This window comes from Pseudomonas donghuensis (assembly GCF_000696345.2).
GTDB lineage: Bacteria > Pseudomonadota > Gammaproteobacteria > Pseudomonadales > Pseudomonadaceae > Aquipseudomonas > Aquipseudomonas donghuensis.
The window spans coordinates 3,286,415-3,306,678 of sequence record NZ_CP071706.1 but is presented as its reverse complement, the minus strand read 5'-3'; the positions used below and the strand labels follow the sequence as shown (position 1 = coordinate 3,306,678).

The following is a 20,264-nucleotide window of genomic DNA, read 5'->3' as shown; positions in this document are numbered from 1 at the left end:
CACCGTGACGGTTGCAAGCCCCAGCATTGGCGGCTTCAGTTTTGCGCGGTCTTTTCACCTGCTTCCAGTTTCACTGTCTCTTCCAGGGTGAAGCGCCCCAGCGGGTTTTGCAGGAAGTTCTGGATATTGCTGCGCGAAATATTGATGTAGGGGCTGTAGTACAGATCGATCCAATGGACATCCTGTTTGGCCTGCTTCTGTAGTTCCTGGTAAATCTGCTTGCGTTTGCTCGGGTCGATCTCCACCCGGGCCGCGGCCACCAGGTCCTTGACCTTGTCGTTGTGGTAGCGGGTCATGTAGTTCATGTTGGTGTCGTGACCGAGCACGAAGGTGGTCTTCTGGTCCGGGTCCAGCACGTCGTTGGTCCAGTACATCACCGACAGGTCGTAATCGCCATCGACCAGCATCTGCCAGCTCTGGGTCGGGTCGACCTTCTGCAGGTTGGCGGTGATGCCGACATCGGCCAACTGCTTCTGCACCAGCACGGCGATCTGCTCGTCGGCCTCGTTGCCGGCGTTGACGACATAGTTGACCTTGAGCCCCTCGGCGCCAGCCTTCTTCAGCAGCTCGCGGGCCTTGGCCGGGTCGAAGGGGCGTTGTAGGTTGTTGGCGTTGTGATAGAGCGCGCCCTTGGGAATGTACGAATAGGCCACGTCGCCATGGCCGAAGGTCACGGTGTCCACCAGGGCCTTCTTGTCGATCGCCAGGTCGATAGCCTCGCGCACCTCGACCTGCCCCAGCAACCCCTTCTCGTGGTTGATCAGCAGGTGGTCCTCACGGGTCGACGGGTCGATGTGAATGGTCAGGCTCGGGTCCTTGCGCAGGGTATCGACACGGGAGAAGGGCACGAAGATCGCCGAGTCCAGTTCGCCGGCCTGGACCTTGAGCATGCGGGTGTTGTCGTCGGGGATGGAGATCCACTCCACGCCATCCAGGCTGACCTTGTCGGCCTCCCAGAAGTGCGGGTTCTTTTCCAGGATCACCCGGTCACCGCGCAGCCACTCCTTGACCTTGAAGGCACCGGAGGTCACCGGCTCCTGGGCGTAGGCGTCCTCGCCGATCGCGTCCATGGCTTTTTTCGACAGGATCGAGACGTTGGCGGTGGCCAGTTGCGAGAGGAACGGCACCGACTTGCTCTTCAGGGTCACCACCAGGGTGCGGTCGTCCGGGGCGTCGGCCTTGTCGATGATCTTGTAGGAGTCGGCCCACAGCGAGCCGGGGTTGTCGCGGATGCGCAGCAGGGAGAACGCCGCATCGCTGGCGCTCAGTGGCGAGCCATCGGAGAACTTGGCTTCGCGGATCTTGAAGGTGTAGGTCAGGCCGTCGTCGGAGACCTTCCAGCTTTCGGCCAGGCCCGGGACCAGCCGGGTGCCGCTGTTGTCGACCCGGATCAGCACGTCGTAGACGTTGGCGAAGACCCAGCTGTCGCGGTTCTGTGCGCTCTTGATCGGGTCGAAGGTAGTGCTCTCCTCACGGCAGCCGATGGTCAGCACGCCGGCTGCCAGGGTTGTGCCGGTGGCCAGGGTGCTGGCGGCCAGGACGGCGGCGGTGAGTAGCTTCAATGCTGTAGGTTTCATGCTCAAGCTCCGTTTGATGGTCATGGTTGTTGTGTCAGTACGGCGGTCGCGGATGGATGCAGGCATGGCGCCGGGCACCCTGTGAGTGGCTGGGCGGCGCGGTTTCGCTGCAGGTAGGCAGCGCCTGCGGGCAGCGTGGGTGGAAGGCGCAACCCGACGGCAGGTGCAGCGGGCTCGGTGGCTCGCCGGCCAGGGGGCGTTCTGGCAGGCGGCGGGCCGGGTCGATGTCGGCGATCGACTGGATCAGCGCGGCAGTGTAGGGGTGATGGGGCGCGTCGAACACCTCGTCCACCGGGCCTTCCTCGACAATCTGCCCCAGGTACATCACCGCCACCCGGTCGCACAACCGGCGCACCACGCCCAGGTCGTGGGTGATGAACAGCAGCGCCAGGCCCATGCGTTCGCGCAGCGTCAGCAGCAGGTTGATGATCTGCCCCTGGATCGACACGTCCAGGGCAGCGACGCATTCGTCGGCGACGATCAGCCGCGGCTCGATGGCCAGGGCTCGGGCGATGCCGACCCGTTGGCACTGGCCGCCGCTGAGCGAGCCGGGCTTGCGTTCGGCCATCTCGGGGTGCAGGCCGACCAGCTCGAGCAGTTCGACGACCCGCGCCGGGATCCGCTCGGCGGGCACCTTGCGCTGCACCTGCAGGACTTCGGCGAGGATCTGGCCGATGCGCTGGCCTGGATTGAGCGCGCTGTACGGGTCCTGGAAGATCATCGCAGTCTCGCGGCGCAGGCGGGCGATATCGACCTTGCGGCCCTGGGTCATGTCGATGCCGTCGAACACCACTTGCCCGGCGGTGACCGGGTTCAGTTGCAGGATGGCCCGGGCCAGGGTGCTCTTGCCGCAGCCCGATTCGCCCACCAGGCCGAGGGTCTGGCCGGCGGCGAGGGTCAGCGAGGCGCCGTTGACCGCGTTGACTTTGCGTGGGCGCAGGCCGAACAGGCCGCCTCCGGCGGCGGAAAACTGCACATGCAGGTCCTTGACCTGCAACAGCGTGGTCATGACAGGCCTGCGGCCAGCAGCGGGGTGTGGCAGGCCAGGCGGTGGCCGGGGCCGCTCTCACGCAGCTCCGGCAGTTGCTCCCGGCACCTCGGCAGGGCCTGGGCGCAGCGCGGCTCGAAGCGACAGCCCGGGGGCAGGGCATCGAGCAGGGGCGGTTGCCCGGCAATGGTGTTCATCAGCCGCACCTGGCGTTGCGCCGCGGGGTGGCAGGCCAGCAGCCCGGCACTGTACGGGTGGCGTGGATGGGCCAGCAGCTGGTGCTTGGCGCCGTGCTCGCAGAGACGTCCGGCGTACATCACGGCGATGCTGTCGCAGGTCTGCGCCACCACTCCCAGGTCGTGGCTGATCAGGATCATCGACAAGCCGCGACGGTCACGCAACTCCAGCAGCAGGCGCAGGATCTGCGCCTGCACGGTGACGTCCAGGGCCGTGGTCGGCTCGTCGGCGATCAGCACTTTCGGGTTGCAGCCCAGGGCCACGGCGATCATCGCCCGCTGGCGCATGCCGCCGGAGAACTCGTGAGGGTAGTTGTCCACCCGAGATTTGGGATCGGGAATGCCGACCTGGCGCAGCACTTCGATGGCCTCGGCCCGAGCCTCGCGGCGCGAGGCGCCCTGGTGCAGGCGGATGCCCTCGGCGATCTGCTCGCCGATGCGCATCAGCGGGTCCAGGTGGCTGCTGGGGTTCTGGAAGATCATGCCCAGCTCGCGTCCGCGTAGGCGGCGCATGCCGGCCTCGTCCAGTTGCAGCAGGTCGTGGCCCGCCAGGTGCACGGCCTTGCCCTCGATCCGCAGGTTCGGCGAGGGCAGCAGGCGCATGAGGGCACGGCAGGCCAGGGTCTTGCCCGAGCCGCTTTCGCCCACCAGGCCGAGGATCTCGCCCTGGCCAAGGTCGAAAGACAGGCGCTCGACCAGGGTGATCTCGCGCAGGCCGTTGCGGGCGATCACGCTTAGCTCCCGGACCTGCAGCAGCGGTGTGCTCATGAGCGGTCTCCAAGGCGTTCGGCGACGCCATCGGCCAGCAGGCTGAAGCCCATGGCCAGGGTCACCACGGCAAGGCCCGGGAAGGTACAGATCCACCAGGCGATGGTGATGAAGCTCTGGCCCTCGGCCACCATCGAGCCCCACTCCGGGGTCGGTGGCTGCACGCCAAGGCCCAGGTAGCTGACGGCGGCGCCGTTGAGCAGCACCAGCACCGCGTCCGACATGCAGAACACAACCGAGCCGAACAGGGCATTGGGCAGCAGGTGGCCGAACAGCGTGCGCCGGTGGCTGAAGCCCAGGCTCCTGGCGGCCAGGGCGAAGTCGCTTTGCTTGAGCACGAGGATCTGTGAGCGGATCAGCCGTGCATAGGACACCCAGCCGACCAGGGCCATGGCGATATAGAAGCTGCCAAGGCCCGGGCCGAGAATGGCCATGATCGCCAGCATCAGCACCAGGAAGGGGAAGGCCAGGACGATGTCGATCAGGCGCATGCAGGCGTTGTCCAGCAAGCCGCCGATGTAGCCGGAAATGGCGCCGATGCAGGTGCCCAGCAGGAACGGAAAGATCACCCCGATCAGGGCCATCTGCAAGTCGATGCGCGCCCCCCAGATCACTCGCGACAGCACGTCGCGGCCGAAATTGTCGGTGCCGAAGGGGTGCGCCAGGCTGGGGGCGGCCAGGCGCAGCTCGCCGTTCTGCATCAGCGGGTCGAACGGGGCGATCCATGGTGCGCACAGCGCCAGCAGGCACCAGCCGAGGACGATGGCGAGGCCGCAGTACAGGGTCAGACGACCGTTGCGCAGGCTCCAGACCAGGCGCCAGCGGAGGGAAAGCGTGGGGCTGGGACTGTGGCTCATTGGATCTTCACCCGCGGATCGAGGGCGGTGGTCGCCACGTCGGCGATGAAGTTCACCGCCACCGTGGCACAGGCCAGCACCATGGCCACGCCCTGGACCACCATGTAGTCGCGGGTGAAGATGCCGCGCACCAGCAACTGGCCGATGCCGGGCAGGGAGAACAGGCTCTCGATTACCACGGTGCCACTGATCAGCCAGCCGATGTTGACCGCCAGCAGGTTGATCGTCGGCACCATGGAGTTGGGCAAGATGTGGCGCCGCAGCAGCGCGCCTTCGCCAAGGCCGCGGGCGCGGGCCGCGGTGACGTGGTCGGCCTGCATCTCCAGCAGGATGCTGGCGCGCAGGTTGCGCACCAGTACCGCCGAGAGCGCCAGGGCGATGGTCAGGCAGGGCAGCACCAGGTGATGCAGCTTGTCGGCCCAGGTCCGGCCATAACCGGATACCGGGAACAGCCCCCAGTGCACGCTGAACAGCAGGATCAGCATCAGGCCCAGCCAGAAGGCCGGCAGGCCCAGGCCGGCGGTGGTGAACAGGCGGATCAGGTTGTCGGTCCAGCCGCCCTTGTTGCGGGCGGCAAGCGTGGCTAGCGGCACGGCGATGAGCAGTGCCAGCAGCACGCTGCCCAGTACCAGCATCAGGGTGGGCTCGATGCGGCTGGCGATCAGGGGCAGGGCGTCGATCTTGTACAGCAGCGATTTGCCCAGGTCGCCGTTGAGCAGGTTCTTCAGGAAGTACAGGTACTGCATCCAGATCGGCTCGTCCAGGCCAAACTGGGCACGGATCTTCTGGATCGCATCCGGGGTGCTGCGCGCACCCAGCAGCACCCGCGCCGGATCGCCCGGAATCGAACGGACCAGCACGAAGGTGATGATGCTGATACCCAGCAGCACCGGCAGCAGTTGCAACGGCCGGATCAAGACGAACCGGTAGCGTGCCAGGTTCATCGATCAGCCCCGGTTGCGCTGCAGGAAATCCAGCAACACCGGGAAGTAGGCTTGCGGCTCTTCGTAGAACGGCATGTGGCTGCTGTTGGGGAACACGTGCAGCTCGGTCTGGTCATGCAGTGCCAGTTTCATGCGCAGGGCGCAGGCGGGGGACAGTTCGTCGTGCTGGCCGGTGGTGATCAGGACCGGCATCTGGAACTCGCGCATTTGCTCCAGGCGGTTCCAGTCCTTGAGGTTGCCGATATAGAGGAATTCGTTGGGGCCCTGCATGGTGGTGTAGGGGCCCATGTTCCAGTCGCCCAGCGAGCGATTGACCGGCGCCGGCCACTCGTCGAGGCGGCACACGTGACGGTAGTTGAGCAGGGTGATGGCTGCCTGGTACTGGGGATGGTCGAGGTTTCCCTGGGCCTCGTAGCGCTGCATCATCGCCACGGTTTCGCTGCCCAGGGCACTGCGCAGGCGTTCCAGCTCGCTGATCAGGTGCGGGATGTCGCCGACGGTGTTTTCCAGAATGAGGGTTTTCAGCGACTGCGGGTGGTGGATGGCGTATTCGATCGCCAGCCAGCCGCCCCAGGAATGTCCCAGCATGTGTACGCGGCCCAGGTCCAGGGCCTGGCGGACCTGCTCGACCTCGGCCACGTAGCGGGTGATGTTCCACAGGCTGTCGTCGTCGGGGCGGTCGGAGGCGCCGGTCCCCAACTGGTCGAAGGCGACCACGCGGATGCCCTTGTCCTTGAGCCAGGCATGGGCATCGCGAAGGTAGTCGCAGGGCAGGCCCGGCCCGCCGTTGAGGCACAGCAGCACCTCGTCCCCTTCGCCAAAGCTGTACACCACGAGATTGTGGCCATCGACCGATACGTTGAACTGCTGGTCAGGTTGCATCTCACGCCACATCGCTACTCTCCTGTTGGCCATGGCTTACAGCTATACCCTGCACAGGAGAGTGCGCCGCCTACAAGCTAGTATTTCTTATAGGTTTTGTCTGGCAGTCCCGCGCCGAGCCGTGGCATTCTACTCGGCGGACTTCAAGATGGAAATCCAACAGGGTATACACAGGGAGTGTAAGGAATGCAGGCCAAGCTGGCTGATCTCCATACCCGTCTGGCGTCGGACAGTAACCTGGACGAACAGATGGACAGCGTCGCCGAGCTGGCGGCGCAACTGGGCTTCGATGCCCTCGTGTACGACTACAGCCCGGTGCCGCTGGATCACCTCGGCGAGTTGATCACCCCCTCCGTGGTCAGGCTGCGCCAGACCCCGAGGGATTGGCAGGACCTCTGGTGCTCCGATGGCTTCTACCAGATCGACCCGGTGCAGCAATTGGCCGTTTCCTCCATCGCGCCGTTCGCCTGGTCGTACCTGCCCAAGGGCGAGACCGTCCTGCAGCGCCTGATCGATCGCCGCCATGCGCCGGTGGTCGGTTACCTGCTCGATGCGCAGCTGGCCTGCGGCGTCACCGTGCCCATCCACCTGCCGCGCGGTGGGCTGGCGACCCTGACCGGCCTGCGTCCCCAGGCCAGTCAGCGTGACCTGGACGATGCCCGGGAACACCTCGCCGACTTCAGCCTGATCGCCCATGCTTTGCAGGAGGCGGCCTATCCCTTGCTGGGCAAGGAGGCCGCCAGCCGCGCAATCCGCCTGACCCGCCGTGAGCTCGAGTGCCTGCGCTGGGCTGCCGAAGGCCTGACCGCGGCGCAGATCGCCGAGATGCTCACCCGCTCGCTGGCCACGGTCTCCCTGCACCTGACTTCGGCCATGCACAAGCTGGGGGCGAAGAACCGGGTCCAGGCGGTCGCCCGGGCGGTGCACTATCGTCTGCTCGACAATTGAGTGGTAAAAAATCCGAAAACCTAGAGAACTCTCTAGTTATGCCTCGTCGTGCGTAGGGCTATTGTGTGCTCCACGATTCGCACGGAGCCGGATGAAATGGAACTCATCAAATCGCATGAAGGTTTTGCCCCGTTCGGCGACTATCAGACCTGGTACCGCGTCACGGGTGACCTGGATTGTGGTCGCACTCCGCTGGTCATCCTGCATGGCGGGCCGGGCTGCACCTACGATTATGTCGATGCCTACAAGGATGTCGCGGCCGGTGGCTATCCGGTCATCCACTATGACCAGCTGGGCAACGGCCGTTCGACCCACCTGCCGCAGATGCCGTCGTCGTTCTGGACGGTGAAACTGTTCATGGAAGAGCTCGACAACCTGCTCGAGCACCTGGGCATCAGCGACCGCTACGCCCTGCTGGGCCAGTCCTGGGGTGGCATGCTGGCCAGCGAGCACGCGGTGCAGCGCCCGGCGGGCCTGCGTTGCCTGGTGATCGCCAACTCGCCGGCAGATATGCGCACCTGGGTCAGGGAGGCCAACCGCCTGCGCGAGAGGCTGCCCGAAGATGTTCAGGCCACACTGTTGCGCCATGAAGCCGTGGGCGACTACACCGCCGCCGACTACATCGCCGCCACCCGGGTGTTCTACGACCGTCACGTGTGCCGCCTGAACCCCTGGCCGGATGAGGTGGCCCGCACCTTCGCCCAGGTCGATGCCGACCCGACCGTGTACCACGCCATGACCGGACCCAACGAGTTCCACATCATTGGCAGCACCAAGGACTGGACCATCGTCGACCGCCTGCCGCAGATCAACGTGCCGAGCCTGCTGATATCAGGACGCCATGACGAAGCCACGCCGCTGGTGGTCAAGCCGTACTTAGACCTGATCCCGGGCATCCGCTGGGCATTGTTCGAGAACTCCAGCCACATGCCCCATGTGGAGGAGCGGGTGGCCTGCATGGGTACCGTGGTCAAGTTCCTCGACGAGAGCCTGTAGCGTTAGCAGCGGCCCTCATTCCGGCGATGACTACCTTAGGATTGGTGTAGGCAGGATTTTCCATGTGTAGGTTGAAGAAAATCCTGCGTCGCCAATCTACCTTCCCATGCAGGCAATCGCTGCACCTTCGAGCCTCGGGCTCAGCCCCCCGCGGGCAAGCCACGAACCCGGTACATGACGTGCACCTGCTGCTCATCTCAAGATCATCGTGTTTTTGAAATCACACCACTCATGTATTGATGTAGATCGCGCAGGTCCTTAACACTCCAGGCGTGCGGCGGTATCTTTACACCGTTCTCCTGCAACGTCTTTGGAATTAAGTTTCCATTGGGGCGAAGTATTATGGAAGATACAATAACACCCGGGTAATCACTCAGCCGCCTCTTGAAAGCCGATGTTGTAAGGTCAGGGGTTGGCGGATTGCTTTTATTGGCCAATGGCCCTGTCCCCTTGATATCTGCTCCGTGACACACGGCACATCTCTGTAAATAGAGACTTTTCCCATTGGTATTATCCGCGAGGGCGGGTGATGTTTGAATGAGTGAAAACACCCCGAGTAAAGCAAGGAATGGTATTTTAATTTTTATTTGTCCGTGTTGTATGAGTAGCATCCGCATCGAGGGCAAACCCAGCGTTACCAATGCAACGCTCAATGCGCTCGATAACATTTGAACCCAGAGTGTTCATTAGGGTCTTTACGAAATATGCCTGCGCGACAAGGGTGGAAACCGACCCATGGCGGCCAATGGCACACGCTCGGTTGAAAGGGCAGCTAACGGTATGACAGCCGTCTTAGAGAACCGACTCCACTCGCCATGTCCAGCGCCCCAACGGGCTATTCTGCACCGCCTGCACAAACACCCCGTAATCTTCGAGGTAGTGGTAGCTCTCGGCCCATTCAGAAGTAGCCGTTTTGTGCTTGGAACAGCTCAGCGGCTTGGCCATGCCTTGCAAGGCGGGGTTTATCTGACTGGCTGGCAGCGCGGCGCCGACCTTGCAGGTGACGGTAGTGGTGAAAGGCCCCGTGGTGGTGGCCTGGACCAGGTCATAGGCCACTTCGCTGTGTTCCGGCAGGCGTTGCCAGTCGCCTGTGAAGCTCAAGCCGATGACGTGCAAGGAGTCTTCTACCTGGTTGCCGTTGTTGCGGTCGAACGAGCGGTTGGCCAGCTCGATCAGGCCGCGGAACGTCAGCAGCAGCTTGGTGCCCAGCACCGAATCCACTGGCTGCAGCAGCAGCTGGCCGCTCTGCGGGTCACGGCTGAAGATGTCCTTGCGCTGCACGCCGGTGATCTTCATGCCGTTGAGCACCAAGGCGTCGTAGCGATAGTGCAAAGCCTGTAGCGTCAAGCGCGGTTCGGGCAGTTGCAGGGTATTGATCGCCGCCAGCACGGCTGGCGCCGTCTTGGGTGTATCGAGCTGCGGCGGCAGTGGCGTGCGCACAGGGGGCATCGCCATCTGGGCCCAGGTGGCAGCGGGCTGGCAGGCAGCTTCGATCAGGCGTTGTTGTCCGCTGTCGGCCTGTGCCTGCGGCATCATTGGGGTGTCCAGATTGACCTTGCCGTTGTACACCCGGCCATTGTCGTCCACCTTGAAGTCGCTCAACGGCTTGAAAGTGCGCTGCTTGCAGTCGATGGCCAGGCGCTCATGCAGTTGTGCAATCTGGCCGTACCCTTTGACTGCTTGATAGTTGGCAAGTTGAATGCTCGTCCAGATCTTGAGTACGCCATCCTCGTGAATCGCGCTGTTACGGTCCAACACCAGCCAGTCTTGAACTGGCGCGGTGTCCAGCGCTCGCCAGTCAGGCACGGCGCGATAGGCGCAGGCATTTTTGAGTTGTTCGCTGCGCTGCAGCACCTGCAACTGTGGTTGCGGAAGGTTGCTGGAATCGTCGTTGTCAGAAAACGCCTGCATGCCCCGTTTGGTGGGATAGAACATGCTGCCGCTGGGCTGGCTGCAGGAGGCGTCAAAGCGGGTGACCCAGGGGTTGCTCGCGGAGGGCGCGATCATGTAGGTGATCTGGTCGCCTTGACGGATGATCGAATCGGGCGCGGCCGATTCGTTGATCACTCGTTCGAACACTTCAAGGCCAGGGTGCTTGGCCGGTGGTTGCGGCTTGGGCGGGGTGCTGCAGGCGGCGAGGGCGAGCGGCAGGGCTAATGAAAGCGAGAAACGGGCATCCATGCAAAAAAGCTCTTGGTCAAAAAAAAGCGCGATTTTACCTGACCTGCACTGGTGCTCAACTGATGAAGATAATTTTCGACACCAGCTCTGCGCTGTTCTTGGCCTGAAGTTTCTTCATCAGCCGGGCGCGGTGGACTTCCACGGTGCGGTGGGAAATGCCCAGCTTGCGCGCCACTTCCTTGCAGGTCAGGCCATTGACGATATGCAGCGAAATCTCCCGTTCGCGCGGAGTCAGCTGGATGGTCGGCGCCGGCTGGCGATCCAGGCGCTCGAAATGCCAGACCATCAGTTTGAACGGGTCTTCCACCGTCAGGGAAAACCCGTGGGCCCGGGCCCAGAACACCTCGCCGTTGCGATGCTGCATGAAGCGCTCGTCGGAGTAGAAGGCGCCGGGGCCGTTGCGCAGCCAGTGCTCGCTGCGCTCGCCGATGCTCTGGTAGTCGGCCTGGGAGGGGTACAGCAGCAGGGTCAGGTGGCCCTGCAAATGCTCGCGCTCGTAGCCGAACAGGCGGACGAACGCCTGGTTGCAGTCGAGCATCCGCCGATGGCCGGTGATCATCTGCGGCGCGGGGGAAACCTGGAAGGCCAGGCGCTCGAGGTCCTGGAATCGCGGGTCGTGTACGGTCATCAGGCATCCTGCCTCGGGTTTATCTCGGGTACTACTTACTGGCGTAAGTAGTTGCCCCAACTAGCGTGTGATTCGGGCGCTGAATCATTGTATGGAATACGCGCTTCAAGGACAGAAGAAAATCACCATGACTCACGATTCCGTATCCATCGTCGCTGCCGCCCACAGCCCTTTCGGTCGCCTGGACGGCCTGAACCTCGAGGACCTGATCGTCCAGGTTACCCGCGAAGCCCTGGCGGACGCGGCGATCGACGCAGCAGAAATCGACGCGCTGTTTCTCGGGCACTTCAACGCCGGCCTGGTGGCCGATGGTTTCCCCGCTTCGCTGATGCTCCAGGCCGACCCGCAACTGCGCTTCAAGCCCGCCACGCGCTGCGAGAACGCTTGCGCCTCAGGCTCAGCGGCGATCCAGGCCGGGATCAACGCGATTCGCAGCGGTGCCGCCGAACTGGTACTGGTGGTCGGCGCGGAGAAAATGACCGGCAACAGCACCGTCGAAGTCACCCGGGCCCTGGCCGGCGCCGGCTACCAGAATGCCCTCCAGGAAGCCGGCCTGAGCTTCGCCCAGCTGTTTGGCCAGGTGGCGCAGCAGTACGCCGAGCGCTACCACAGCCCCTTGGCCTCGATGGCCGCGATCGCGGTGAAGAATCACGCCAATGCCATGGCCAACCCCCTGGCGCAGATGCACCGGGTGATGGACTTCGAACACTGTAACAATGTTTCCCAGGGCAACCCGCTGATCGCTCCACCACTGCGCCTGACCGACTGCTCGCTGATCAGTGACGGCGCGGCGGCGATCATCCTCGCCTCGCCGCGGCGCGCCCGTTCGATGCGGCGCCAGGTGGCGATCCGCGCCATGGTCCAGGTGAACGACTTCCTGCCCTTGTCGCGCCGCGACATGCTGGCCTTCGAAGGGCCGCAACGGGCTATCCAAGGGGCCCTGCGCGAGGCCGGGGTGACCCTCGGCGACTTGAGTTTCGCCGAGGTCCACGACTGCTTCACCATCGCCGAACTGCTGATCTACGAAGCCATGGGCCTGGCGCCCAAGGGCGAGGGCCACCGGGTGCTGGACGCGGGCATCGTACGCCAGGGCGGCCGCCTGCCGGTGAACCTCTCCGGCGGGCTCAAGGCCAAGGGGCATCCGGTGGGGGCCACCGGGGTATCGATGCATGCCCTGGGCTTTGCCCAACTGGTCGGTAAACCCATCGGCCTGGGGGTGCCCGGTGCCGAGTTCGGCTTGCTGTTCAACATGGGCGGCATGGCGGTGGCCAACTACGCCAGCGTCCTGCAAGCGGTCAAGGTCTGAGGATGAACATCGCCCATTGGCTGCACGCTGCGGCCCAGCGCTGGCCGCGGCGGGCGGCGCTGTTCGAGGGGTGCCGCGAGGTTGCCGACTACCAGGCGTTCGCCGCCCAGGCCCGGGCACGCGCCCTGCAACTGCGCCATGAGTACGGCATCGTGCCTGGTGACCGGGTGGCGTTGCTGATGAAGAACAGCTGCGGCTATCTCGAATTGCTGTATGCCATCTGGTGGAGCGGGGCGGTGGCGGTTCCGATCAACAGCAAGCTGCACGCACGGGAAGCGGCCTGGATAGCCGGCAATGCCGGGGCCCGGTTGGTCTATACCGATGAGGGCGAGGTCTTTGACCGCGCGTCGCTGCCGGCTGGCTGCCGTGAGCTGGCCGCGCCCGGGCTGGCCGATCCAGGCCAGCTGCCGGGCGATGAACTGCTGGCGCCGCACCCGCGGGAGGACAGCGACCTGGCCTGGCTGTTCTACACCTCCGGCACCACCGGGCGTTCCAAGGGGGTGATGCTGTCCCATGGCAACCTGATCGCCATGTCCTTGTGCTATCCGCTGGACGTCGATCCGGTGGCCGCAGAAGACGCGGTGGTCTATGCCGCGCCGATGTCTCACGGCGCCGGCCTGTACAACTTCATCCATGTGCGCTGCGGCGCCCGGCACGTGGTGCCGGCGTCCCGGGGGTTCCAGGCGGCGGAGTTGTTCGAGCTGGCGCAGGCGCTGGGCCAGGTCAGCCTGTTTGCCGCGCCGACCATGGTCAAGCGCATGGTCGGCCAGGCCCGGCAGCAGGGCTATTGCGGCGAAGGGATCAAGACCATCGTCTACGGCGGGGCGCCCATGTACCTGGCCGACCTCGCCGAGGCCCTGGACACCTTTGGCCCGCGCCTGGTGCAGATTTACGGCCAGGGCGAATGCCCGATGACCATCAGCGCGCTGTCGCGGGAGGCCATCGCCGACCGCGGGCATGCCGACTGGCCGGTCATTGCCGCCTCGGTCGGGCGTGCCCACGCCTGCGTCGAGGTGCGCGTGGTGGATGCGCAAGGCCTGCCCCTGGCCCCCGGCGAACCCGGGGAAATCGCCGTGCGCGGGGCGGCGGTGATGCAGGGGTACTGGGACAACCCGCAAGCCACCCAGGAGGCCCTGGTGGATGGCTGGCTGCGTACCGGCGACATAGGGTTCCTCAATGAACAGGGCTACCTGACCCTTACCGATCGCAGCAAGGATGTGATCATCTCCGGTGGCAGCAACATCTACCCGCGGGAAGTCGAGGAAGTGCTGATCCAGCACCCCGAGGTGTTCGAAGTGTGCGTGGTGGGGGAGGCCGATGCCCATTGGGGCGAGTCGGTGGTGGCCTTCGTGGTCCTGCGCACGCCCCACAGCCTCGATGCACAGGCGCTCAACGATTGGTTCCTGGCGCGCATGGCCTCGTTCAAAAAACCGAAGAAATACCTGTTTTGCGCCGAGCTGCCGAAGAACAGCTATGGCAAAATTCTCAAGACCCGCTTGCGTCAGTGGCTGCAAGACCCCACGGGGCCTTTGAGCAACCTCTGAAACACTGCATTTCATGGATAGCACTACGACAGGAGTCCCCACGATGGGTGTGTCATCTTTCAACTCCCAGCGCCAGCGGCGCCGGGCCTTCATCGGCGCCACTTCCGGCCACTTGATTGAGTGGTACGACTATGGCGTCTACGGTTTCCTGGCCTTGTACATCGGCAAGGCCTTCTTCGTCTCTGACGACCCCACCAGCAGCCTGCTGGCAAGCTTTGCGGCCTTTGCCTTGAGCTTCTTCATCCGGCCCCTGGGCGGCCTGTTCTTCGGCCCTCTGGCCGACAAGATCGGCCGGCGCAAGACCCTGATCACCGTGCTGGTGATGATGGCCGGCTCCACCTGCCTGCTGGGCCTGTTGCCAACCTACGCCAGCATCGGCATTGCCGCGCCGGTGATGCTGGTGCTGATCCGCTGTGTGCAGGGCTTCTCCGCCGGTGGCGAAATCGGCACCATCACCAGCTTCATTTCCGAATATGCCGGCCCCGGGCGCCGGGGGTTCGCCACCTGCTGGCTGATGGTCACCGCCGTGCTCGGCCTGCTCCTGGGCGGCGCCGTGGCCAACGGTATGACCTGGGCCCTGGGCGCCGACCTGATGCAGGACTGGGGCTGGCGGATCCCGTTCCTGATCGCTGGGCCGCTGGGCTTCATCTCGCTGTACATCCGCCTGAAGCTTGAGGACAGCCCGGAGTTCCTCGCCCTGGTAGAGGCCGGGCAGACCTCGAAGGCGCCGCTGCGCGAGGTCTGGCAGTGGAAGCGCTCGATTGCCCTGGTGTTCTTCATCATCACCCTGCACAGCTCGATCTTCTACCTGGTGCTGACCTTCGCCTCGACCTACATGTCCAACACCCTCAAGTTCGACAGCGGTACCACCTTGCTCTACGTGTTCGTCGCCAGCCTTTCGGCGGCGGTGGTCATGCCCTTCGGCGGCGCCTTCACCGATCGTTACGGGCGCAAGCCGTTCCTGATGGTGATCGGCACCCTGGCGACCCTGGCCATGTACTGGTTCTTCAAGGCCGCGCCCGGCGCCACCCCGGCCACCTTGTTCTGGCCGTTGATGGCCGTGGCGATCCTGTTCGGGCTGTACGCGTCCTCGACCTACGCGCTGATGAGCGAGCTGCTGCCAACGCGCATCCGCTCCACCGGCATCGCCGTGGCCTACAACATCCCGGTGGCGGTGTTTGGCGGTAGTGCGCCGCTGATTTCCACCTGGCTGATCAAGCTCACCGGCGACATCACCGCGCCCTGGTACTTCTACGTGGCGACCGGGGTCGCGTCGTTGCTGGCACTGGTGGTGCTGCGCAAGGAGGATTTCGTTGCGTGTGGCCATGACGTTCGGCACGAGGGTAGCGCGGCGGTGCCAGGGTTGGTGAATCTGCAGCCTTGAGCGCGTCGGTCGGCGCCAGCGTTGGCTGGCGCCGCCTGTCACAATCGAAGTTACGGTGGCGGCTGCAGCGGGAACTTCAGGGTACTGGGCAGGTCAATGGGGGCCCTGTATCGGCAATGCCGAGCAGCACTGTGGTCTGTTTACGCCAGTGCCGTCCGAGATCAGTCGAGTCCGCCCCCTGATGCCAACCAAGAGTTTTCTCCCGGGTCTGATCCTGGTGTTCTGCGCCGTCGCGTCGCTTGGTTCGGTTGCGGCTGAGCGAAGAGCGCCAGCGCACAGTAACAGCGCATCAACCACCCTCATCGAAACCGCCTCGCGGCAATATGAAAATGGCCAGTTGGACCAAGCCGCTGCCACGCTGGAGCGAGCCCTGCATATCCAGCCGAACAATCCCGCGACGCTGCATTACCTTGGTGTCTTGCGTCTTCAGCAGGGGCAATACCAGCAGGCTGAAACCTTGGCGGTGCGCTCGAACATGCGGGTTGGTCGCAACGTCGAGTTACGCAACCGCAACTTCCAATTGATCCAGGCGGCGCAGCAGGCCCGGTCTTCGGGTATCCCGCCCAGCGTCAAGGCGGACCTGGTCGCAGCACAGAAGAGGCCGCAAGAGCAGGCGCAAAGGCGCAGCGAGGCAGCACTGGGCGTTGCCGAACAATCCACGCAGCCTGGGTACGATGCAGTGGTAATTCCCCGCAGCCATTTGCCGCCTCCGGGTAAATGCCGAATCTGGTTTCCTGATCGCCCGCCGGGGCATCAGCCCGCACCCGGCAAATGCAAGAAACTGCGGTATCGGGTTCCGTCAGGGGCTTACCTGGTGCACGGGTGAGTTTCTGCGTATCCAGGTCTGGCCGCCGTCGGCCGGTAGCGTTGCCGGCCACGTTGTGGGAGGGACAAAGCGGACGTTCATATCTATTCCACCTCACCGCTGTAGCAAATGCACTGTCATACCAACCAGCGCGCAGGCTAACAGCACTTGAATGACTCCCCGTTTGAAGCGAAACAAGGCGACGGCGGCACCGACCGCGATCAGCGCGGATGGCCAATCAAACGTGCCGTTGAAGCCGTTTGGCCAAAGCACGTGATAACCGAAGAACAGCGCCAGGTTGAGGATTACGCCTACCACTGCGGCGGTGATGCCGGTGAGCGGGGCGGTGAACTTCAGCTCGTTATGAGTCGACTCCACCAACGGTCCGCCAGCCAGGATGAAAAGGAAAGACGGCAGGAACGTAAACCAAGTGACGAGGCTGGCTGCGATTGCGCCGGCAAGGAAAGGCTGATCGGCACCAAACATTGGATTGAGATACCCGCCGACAAACCCCACAAATGCCACCACCATGATGAGTGGCCCAGGAGTGGTTTCGCCCAACGCGAGCCCGTCAATCATCTGGGTAGGCGTCAGCCAGCCGTAATGACCAACGGCACCCTGGTAGACGTAAGGCAACACCGCGTAGGCGCCGCCGAATGTCAGCAAAGCGGCTTTGGTGAAAAACCAGCCCATCTGGGTCAGGGTGCTGTCCCAGCCAAACGACCCTATCAATGCCCCCATTGGCAGTAGCCACAACCCGGCACCAATCAGCGCCAGGCGCAGTAGATGCGCCCAGCGAAAGCGCGCGTGCTCGGGCGTTGGCGTGTCGTCATCGATCAGGGCGGGGCCGTAATTGGCTTTCGCAGCACCATGCCCGCCGCCAATGACGAACTTGTCCGCGGCAAAGCGGCCACCGATATAACCAGTGATACCGGCAACCAGCACGATCACCGGGAACGGCACGCTCAGCGCAAAAATGGCCACGAAGGAGGCTGCGGCAATCGCCCAAAGCCAAGCGTTCTTCAGGGCCCGAGAGCCGATCCGGTGAGCGGCGTGAACCACAATCGCCGTCACCGCAGGCTTGATACCGTAGAAGATCCCGGCCACCACCGGCACCTCGCCAAAGGCCACATAGACCCAGGACAATCCGATCAGGATAAAAAGCGACGGCAGCACGAACAGCGCCCCGGCAATCACTGCGCCCCAGGAACGGTGCATCAACCAACCGATGTAAGTCGCAAGCTGCTGGGCCTCCGGGCCGGGCAGCAGCATGCAATAGTTCAGCGCGTGTAGAAACCGCTTTTCACTGATCCAGCGCCGACGCTCGACCAGCTCCTGGTGCATGATCGAAATCTGACCTGCCGGGCCGCCAAAGCTGATGAAGCCAAGTTTGAGCCAGAACAGCAATGCTTCAAACAAGCCGACAGGCGGCGGAGCAGCATGCGGCTGATCGCTAATTGCAGAGGTTGTATCAACCATTGGCAACATCCTCGCTTGCGAAAGCCGCCAGGAGGCCATCAAAGATGCCCCCGGCAACCTGGGTCAGTTGATCATCATCGAGAATACTTTCCCGCAATCCGGTGAGGACACGCTCAATCCCTGGGGCTTCAACGGGCTGGCTCCCCCCCACGTCCAGGTAGTGAACGACGGCGGCAAGTCGCGATAGCCCCGATACTTCAAGGGCAAAGCTGGCAATGAGGGTCTCGAAGGAGACTCGCTGGCCGGTGTGGCTGAACTGCGCCCCATCGAAATCGAAGCCGAGCGCATCGCCAGGACAGTCCTTCGGGCTATCCAGCCAGATGATTTTGGCGTCCGTATCGATAAAGCGGCGGATCAACCAGGCGCAGGCAAGCCGGTCTACCCACGGGCGCTTTCGGGTCGCCCATTTACGCCCTTGAAACGCGCTGCGATCAAGAACGATGATCGGCTGTTCATAGGCTGTCGGCTCGTCGGCAGACAGCGCTCGACTGATTGCCGTCTCCAGGTCTTGAAGCGCTGAGTCGGCCTGGGCTTTGGGTGCGCCAGGGAAAAAATCGATGGTCGTCAACTGGCCATAGGCCTTCCTGAGCTTTCTCACCTGCCGCGCTACTTGAAGTGCATTGTCCTGAGTCAGCGCTGCTCGGCAGCCAGCAATGTCTTCCAGCAGCTTGGTGTAGTCATCGCTTCGGTCGAACAGCGCACTGAAGCGTTCTTCCGGCGCCGAAAACGTCAGCAAGTATGCCGTGCCATTGAGGCTAAGTACGTCTCGCTCAACCGTCTCGAATGCATCTTTGCTCACGCTGAACTCGGGGAGCAGATAGACACCGTCGCGCAAAACCGTCGCGCCTGAAGACTTCAGGGTCCTCCAGGCACGCATTCGCTCGGTCGCATTCGCTGTTGGTAGACCAAGAATCAATAGCGACCAACCGACCATGTAGATCTCTCAACAATTAACGTCATGTACTCTACATTAAACTCGATCAGGCCGAAGTCAATCTCATCCTGCCGGGATAACCAGGGCGGGCGGGAAAAAACGTGGTGTATGCGCCGTGCGAGCGCAGCAGTTCATCCGCGTTCATCAGCCAGTCAGCTGCATGTACTCTTGCAACGGTGAATCCGCTCCGCTCACTGGGCTCGTAAACGCTACGCTTGATCATTGGCTGACTATTGCCCAATGCTTTAGTCCAGTCCAGGGCCGTTCTGCAAGACGCATGGGTGGTAAGGGCATTGAGGACGCTATGACTGACCGCGAACAACTTCATCGAGATGGCTATGTGCTGCTCCGTCGAGCAATCCCGGACGAGTGGCTGGGTGACCTTCGTGCAATGTTCGATGCGGGGGTGAAGCCATCGGGCCAATGGCCAGTGCCGCGTGGCATGGGCTGGCGCCATTCGCTGTTGGACACAGACTCGACGGTTCAGGCTGTGTGTCGCCTGCCGCGGGTGCTGGCGGCGGTTGGTGAGTTGATCGGAGAACGGTTCTTCCTCTCGCAGGTGGAGGGGCGCGAACCCCTTGCAGGTGACGGTCATCAGCAGCTGCACCGCGACTTGTCGGCCCAACGGCCAGGCGACATAGTGAGCGCGCTGGCTTATTTCGACGATTATGGTCCTGAGAACGGCGCGACACGTATCGTCCCCGGCAGCCATCGCCCTGGGCAGGGAGAGCCGCCATTCGACTTCAGTGACGAGTCCCGGTCTGTGCAGCTTTCAGGCTCCGCTGGCGACATCCTGGTGTTTGATGTCGATTTGGTGCATGCGGGCAGTCTGAGCTCAATCGGCGCACGCCGTCGCTCCCTCCTGATTAGCTACTTTTCTGAGTTTCTGTACGCGTCACACCTGGAAACAGTGAGCCTGCGAAGTGTTCGGATGGACACGACCGATCGGTTCGATCCTTCGGACTTTGCCTTTGGGGCTATATAACCTGACCTACCTGACGCAAAAGCCAGTTATCCCTGGCAACGCAGACGGCCCGATGCGCTTGGCTATTGGTCCAGCAGCGGTGCCAGCAGTGCACACATGCCGCGCCAGTGCGAACCCTCCCAGTAAACCCGTTGGCAGGCGTCGCAGCGCAGGAATTGCGAATAGAGGGCGCCAATGCGTGGCGGCACCTGCGGCCGGGCCAGTTCCGGGCTGATCTCGTGCAGCGGCTGGTTGCAGTGAAGGCACAGGCTGAATGGCCGCGCGCTACGCGCCAGGTCGAGGCGCTCGTACAATTCGCGCAGTTGCAGCGACGGCTTCAGGGCATGCACGTAACAGCCGTGGCTGATGATCCGCCGCTTGAGGAGTTCGCGGTCGCGGGTTAGCACGATGCGTCCTTGCTGCGCAGCGATTTCGGCAATCTCGGCGTCCTCGAAGCCATTGTCGTAGAGCGTGTCGAAGCCACTCATGCGCAGCAGGCTGGCCAGCCCGCCAAGGTGCGCATCAGCGATGAAGCGCAGCACCCGTAAAGGTTGCGCACGAACCTGTAGCAGCGGGCTGATGTCCAGCGCTTCGAACTTGGGATACACCGCAAGCCGGTCGCGGTCGAAGACCACCCGCTCGAAGCCCACTGACTCGTCGTTGAGCAGCACCAGCTCGACCTCGGTGTGCGGTATCCCAAGCGCCTCGATCATGTGCTTGACCGTGGCCCCGCGCGCGCACTCGCAGGTGAAGGACTGCCGCCGCCGTTCGGCCGGCAGGAAATCGTTGAGCTCTTCGTAGAAGCGGAAGGTTGCACTGGTCATGCTGATCAGTATGGCAGGG

Annotated in this window: 19 protein-coding genes; 7 read left to right on the top strand and 12 right to left on the bottom strand. The window is 63.4% G+C overall.

Annotated features, from left to right (window positions below; all coding sequences use genetic code 11):
• Nucleotides 1-35: 35 nt before the first annotated feature.
• The 6 genes from BV82_RS15410 to BV82_RS15385 are packed head-to-tail and all read right to left on the bottom strand — an operon-like array spanning nucleotide 36 to nucleotide 6,264.
• Nucleotides 36-1,577 (bottom strand): ABC transporter substrate-binding protein, encoded by a 1,542-nt coding sequence (locus BV82_RS15410; RefSeq protein ID WP_010223575.1) that lies wholly within the window; start codon nucleotides 1,575-1,577, stop codon nucleotides 36-38.
• A gap of 34 nt (nucleotides 1,578-1,611) precedes the next feature.
• Nucleotides 1,612-2,586 (bottom strand): ABC transporter ATP-binding protein, encoded by a 975-nt coding sequence (locus tag BV82_RS15405; RefSeq protein WP_010223573.1) that lies wholly within the window; start codon nucleotides 2,584-2,586, stop codon nucleotides 1,612-1,614.
• Nucleotides 2,583-3,569 carry an ABC transporter ATP-binding protein gene (locus BV82_RS15400; RefSeq protein ID WP_036995126.1) on the bottom strand — a complete coding sequence of 329 codons (987 nt, stop codon included), beginning with the start codon at nucleotides 3,567-3,569 and terminating at the stop codon, nucleotides 2,583-2,585. The genes BV82_RS15405 and BV82_RS15400 overlap by 4 nt, the downstream gene beginning before the upstream one ends.
• Complete coding sequence (locus tag BV82_RS15395) at nucleotides 3,566-4,426, bottom strand: ABC transporter permease (protein ID WP_036995123.1); 861 nt, start codon at nucleotides 4,424-4,426, stop codon at nucleotides 3,566-3,568. Before BV82_RS15395 ends, BV82_RS15400 begins: the two co-directional genes overlap by 4 nt.
• A complete protein-coding gene (locus tag BV82_RS15390; RefSeq protein WP_010223569.1) occupies nucleotides 4,423-5,370 on the bottom strand; it encodes an ABC transporter permease in 948 nt (315 codons plus the stop codon). The genes BV82_RS15395 and BV82_RS15390 overlap by 4 nt, the downstream gene beginning before the upstream one ends.
• A gap of 3 nt (nucleotides 5,371-5,373) precedes the next feature.
• On the bottom strand, nucleotides 5,374-6,264 hold the full coding sequence (locus tag BV82_RS15385) for a proline iminopeptidase-family hydrolase (protein ID WP_010223568.1): 891 nt from the start codon (nucleotides 6,262-6,264) through the stop codon (nucleotides 5,374-5,376).
• A 174-nt stretch (nucleotides 6,265-6,438) separates the two neighbouring features.
• Here BV82_RS15385 and BV82_RS15380 point away from each other — a divergent pair, with 174 nt between their 5' ends.
• Both BV82_RS15380 and BV82_RS15375 read left to right on the top strand, forming a co-directional pair.
• Nucleotides 6,439-7,200 (top strand): LuxR family transcriptional regulator, encoded by a 762-nt coding sequence (locus BV82_RS15380; protein WP_010223567.1) that lies wholly within the window; start codon nucleotides 6,439-6,441, stop codon nucleotides 7,198-7,200.
• A 96-nt stretch (nucleotides 7,201-7,296) separates the two neighbouring features.
• Nucleotides 7,297-8,196 carry a proline iminopeptidase-family hydrolase gene (locus tag BV82_RS15375; protein ID WP_010223566.1) on the top strand — a complete coding sequence of 300 codons (900 nt, stop codon included), beginning with the start codon at nucleotides 7,297-7,299 and terminating at the stop codon, nucleotides 8,194-8,196.
• 203 nt (nucleotides 8,197-8,399) lie between these two features.
• On the opposite strand, the gene BV82_RS15370 is transcribed toward BV82_RS15375, so the two are convergent.
• The 3 genes from BV82_RS15370 to BV82_RS15360 all read right to left on the bottom strand — a co-directional run bounded on the left by BV82_RS15370 (nucleotide 8,400) and on the right by BV82_RS15360 (nucleotide 11,005).
• Nucleotides 8,400-8,807: a c-type cytochrome gene (locus BV82_RS15370; protein WP_010223565.1), complete on the bottom strand. Its 408-nt coding sequence runs from the start codon at nucleotides 8,805-8,807 to the stop codon at nucleotides 8,400-8,402.
• A gap of 181 nt (nucleotides 8,808-8,988) precedes the next feature.
• Complete coding sequence (locus BV82_RS15365; RefSeq protein WP_036995121.1) at nucleotides 8,989-10,377, bottom strand: hypothetical protein; 1,389 nt, start codon at nucleotides 10,375-10,377, stop codon at nucleotides 8,989-8,991.
• A gap of 55 nt (nucleotides 10,378-10,432) precedes the next feature.
• Nucleotides 10,433-11,005 carry a LuxR C-terminal-related transcriptional regulator gene (locus BV82_RS15360; RefSeq protein WP_036995119.1) on the bottom strand — a complete coding sequence of 191 codons (573 nt, stop codon included), beginning with the start codon at nucleotides 11,003-11,005 and terminating at the stop codon, nucleotides 10,433-10,435.
• 127 nt (nucleotides 11,006-11,132) lie between these two features.
• Here BV82_RS15360 and BV82_RS15355 point away from each other — a divergent pair, with 127 nt between their 5' ends.
• From BV82_RS15355 to BV82_RS15340, 4 genes are all read left to right on the top strand, one after another.
• A complete protein-coding gene (locus tag BV82_RS15355) occupies nucleotides 11,133-12,311 on the top strand; it encodes an acetyl-CoA acetyltransferase (protein ID WP_010223562.1) in 1,179 nt (392 codons plus the stop codon).
• Between the two features lie 2 nt (nucleotides 12,312-12,313).
• The gene (locus BV82_RS15350) at nucleotides 12,314-13,855 is read left to right on the top strand and encodes a class I adenylate-forming enzyme family protein (RefSeq protein ID WP_036995117.1); all 1,542 of its coding nucleotides are present in this window, start codon (nucleotides 12,314-12,316) and stop codon (nucleotides 13,853-13,855) included.
• 43 nt (nucleotides 13,856-13,898) lie between these two features.
• Nucleotides 13,899-15,239 carry an MFS transporter gene (locus BV82_RS15345; RefSeq protein WP_010223560.1) on the top strand — a complete coding sequence of 447 codons (1,341 nt, stop codon included), beginning with the start codon at nucleotides 13,899-13,901 and terminating at the stop codon, nucleotides 15,237-15,239.
• Between the two features lie 181 nt (nucleotides 15,240-15,420).
• A complete protein-coding gene (locus BV82_RS15340) occupies nucleotides 15,421-16,065 on the top strand; it encodes a tetratricopeptide repeat protein (protein WP_036995114.1) in 645 nt (214 codons plus the stop codon).
• A gap of 93 nt (nucleotides 16,066-16,158) precedes the next feature.
• Here the strand turns inward: BV82_RS15340 and chrA are convergent, their stop codons facing one another.
• Nucleotides 16,159-17,523 carry a chromate efflux transporter gene (chrA, locus tag BV82_RS15335; RefSeq protein ID WP_036995111.1) on the bottom strand — a complete coding sequence of 455 codons (1,365 nt, stop codon included), beginning with the start codon at nucleotides 17,521-17,523 and terminating at the stop codon, nucleotides 16,159-16,161.
• Nucleotides 17,516-18,457 carry a chromate resistance protein ChrB domain-containing protein gene (locus BV82_RS15330; RefSeq protein WP_081492804.1) on the bottom strand — a complete coding sequence of 314 codons (942 nt, stop codon included), beginning with the start codon at nucleotides 18,455-18,457 and terminating at the stop codon, nucleotides 17,516-17,518. Before BV82_RS15330 ends, chrA begins: the two co-directional genes overlap by 8 nt.
• Before the next feature lie 304 nt (nucleotides 18,458-18,761).
• Here BV82_RS15330 and BV82_RS15325 point away from each other — a divergent pair, with 304 nt between their 5' ends.
• A complete protein-coding gene (locus BV82_RS15325; RefSeq protein WP_036995109.1) occupies nucleotides 18,762-19,442 on the top strand; it encodes a phytanoyl-CoA dioxygenase family protein in 681 nt (226 codons plus the stop codon).
• Between the two features lie 62 nt (nucleotides 19,443-19,504).
• On the opposite strand, the gene BV82_RS15320 is transcribed toward BV82_RS15325, so the two are convergent.
• Complete coding sequence (locus BV82_RS15320) at nucleotides 19,505-20,245, bottom strand: Mut7-C RNAse domain-containing protein (RefSeq protein WP_010223555.1); 741 nt, start codon at nucleotides 20,243-20,245, stop codon at nucleotides 19,505-19,507.
• Nucleotides 20,246-20,264: the final 19 nt, after the last annotated feature.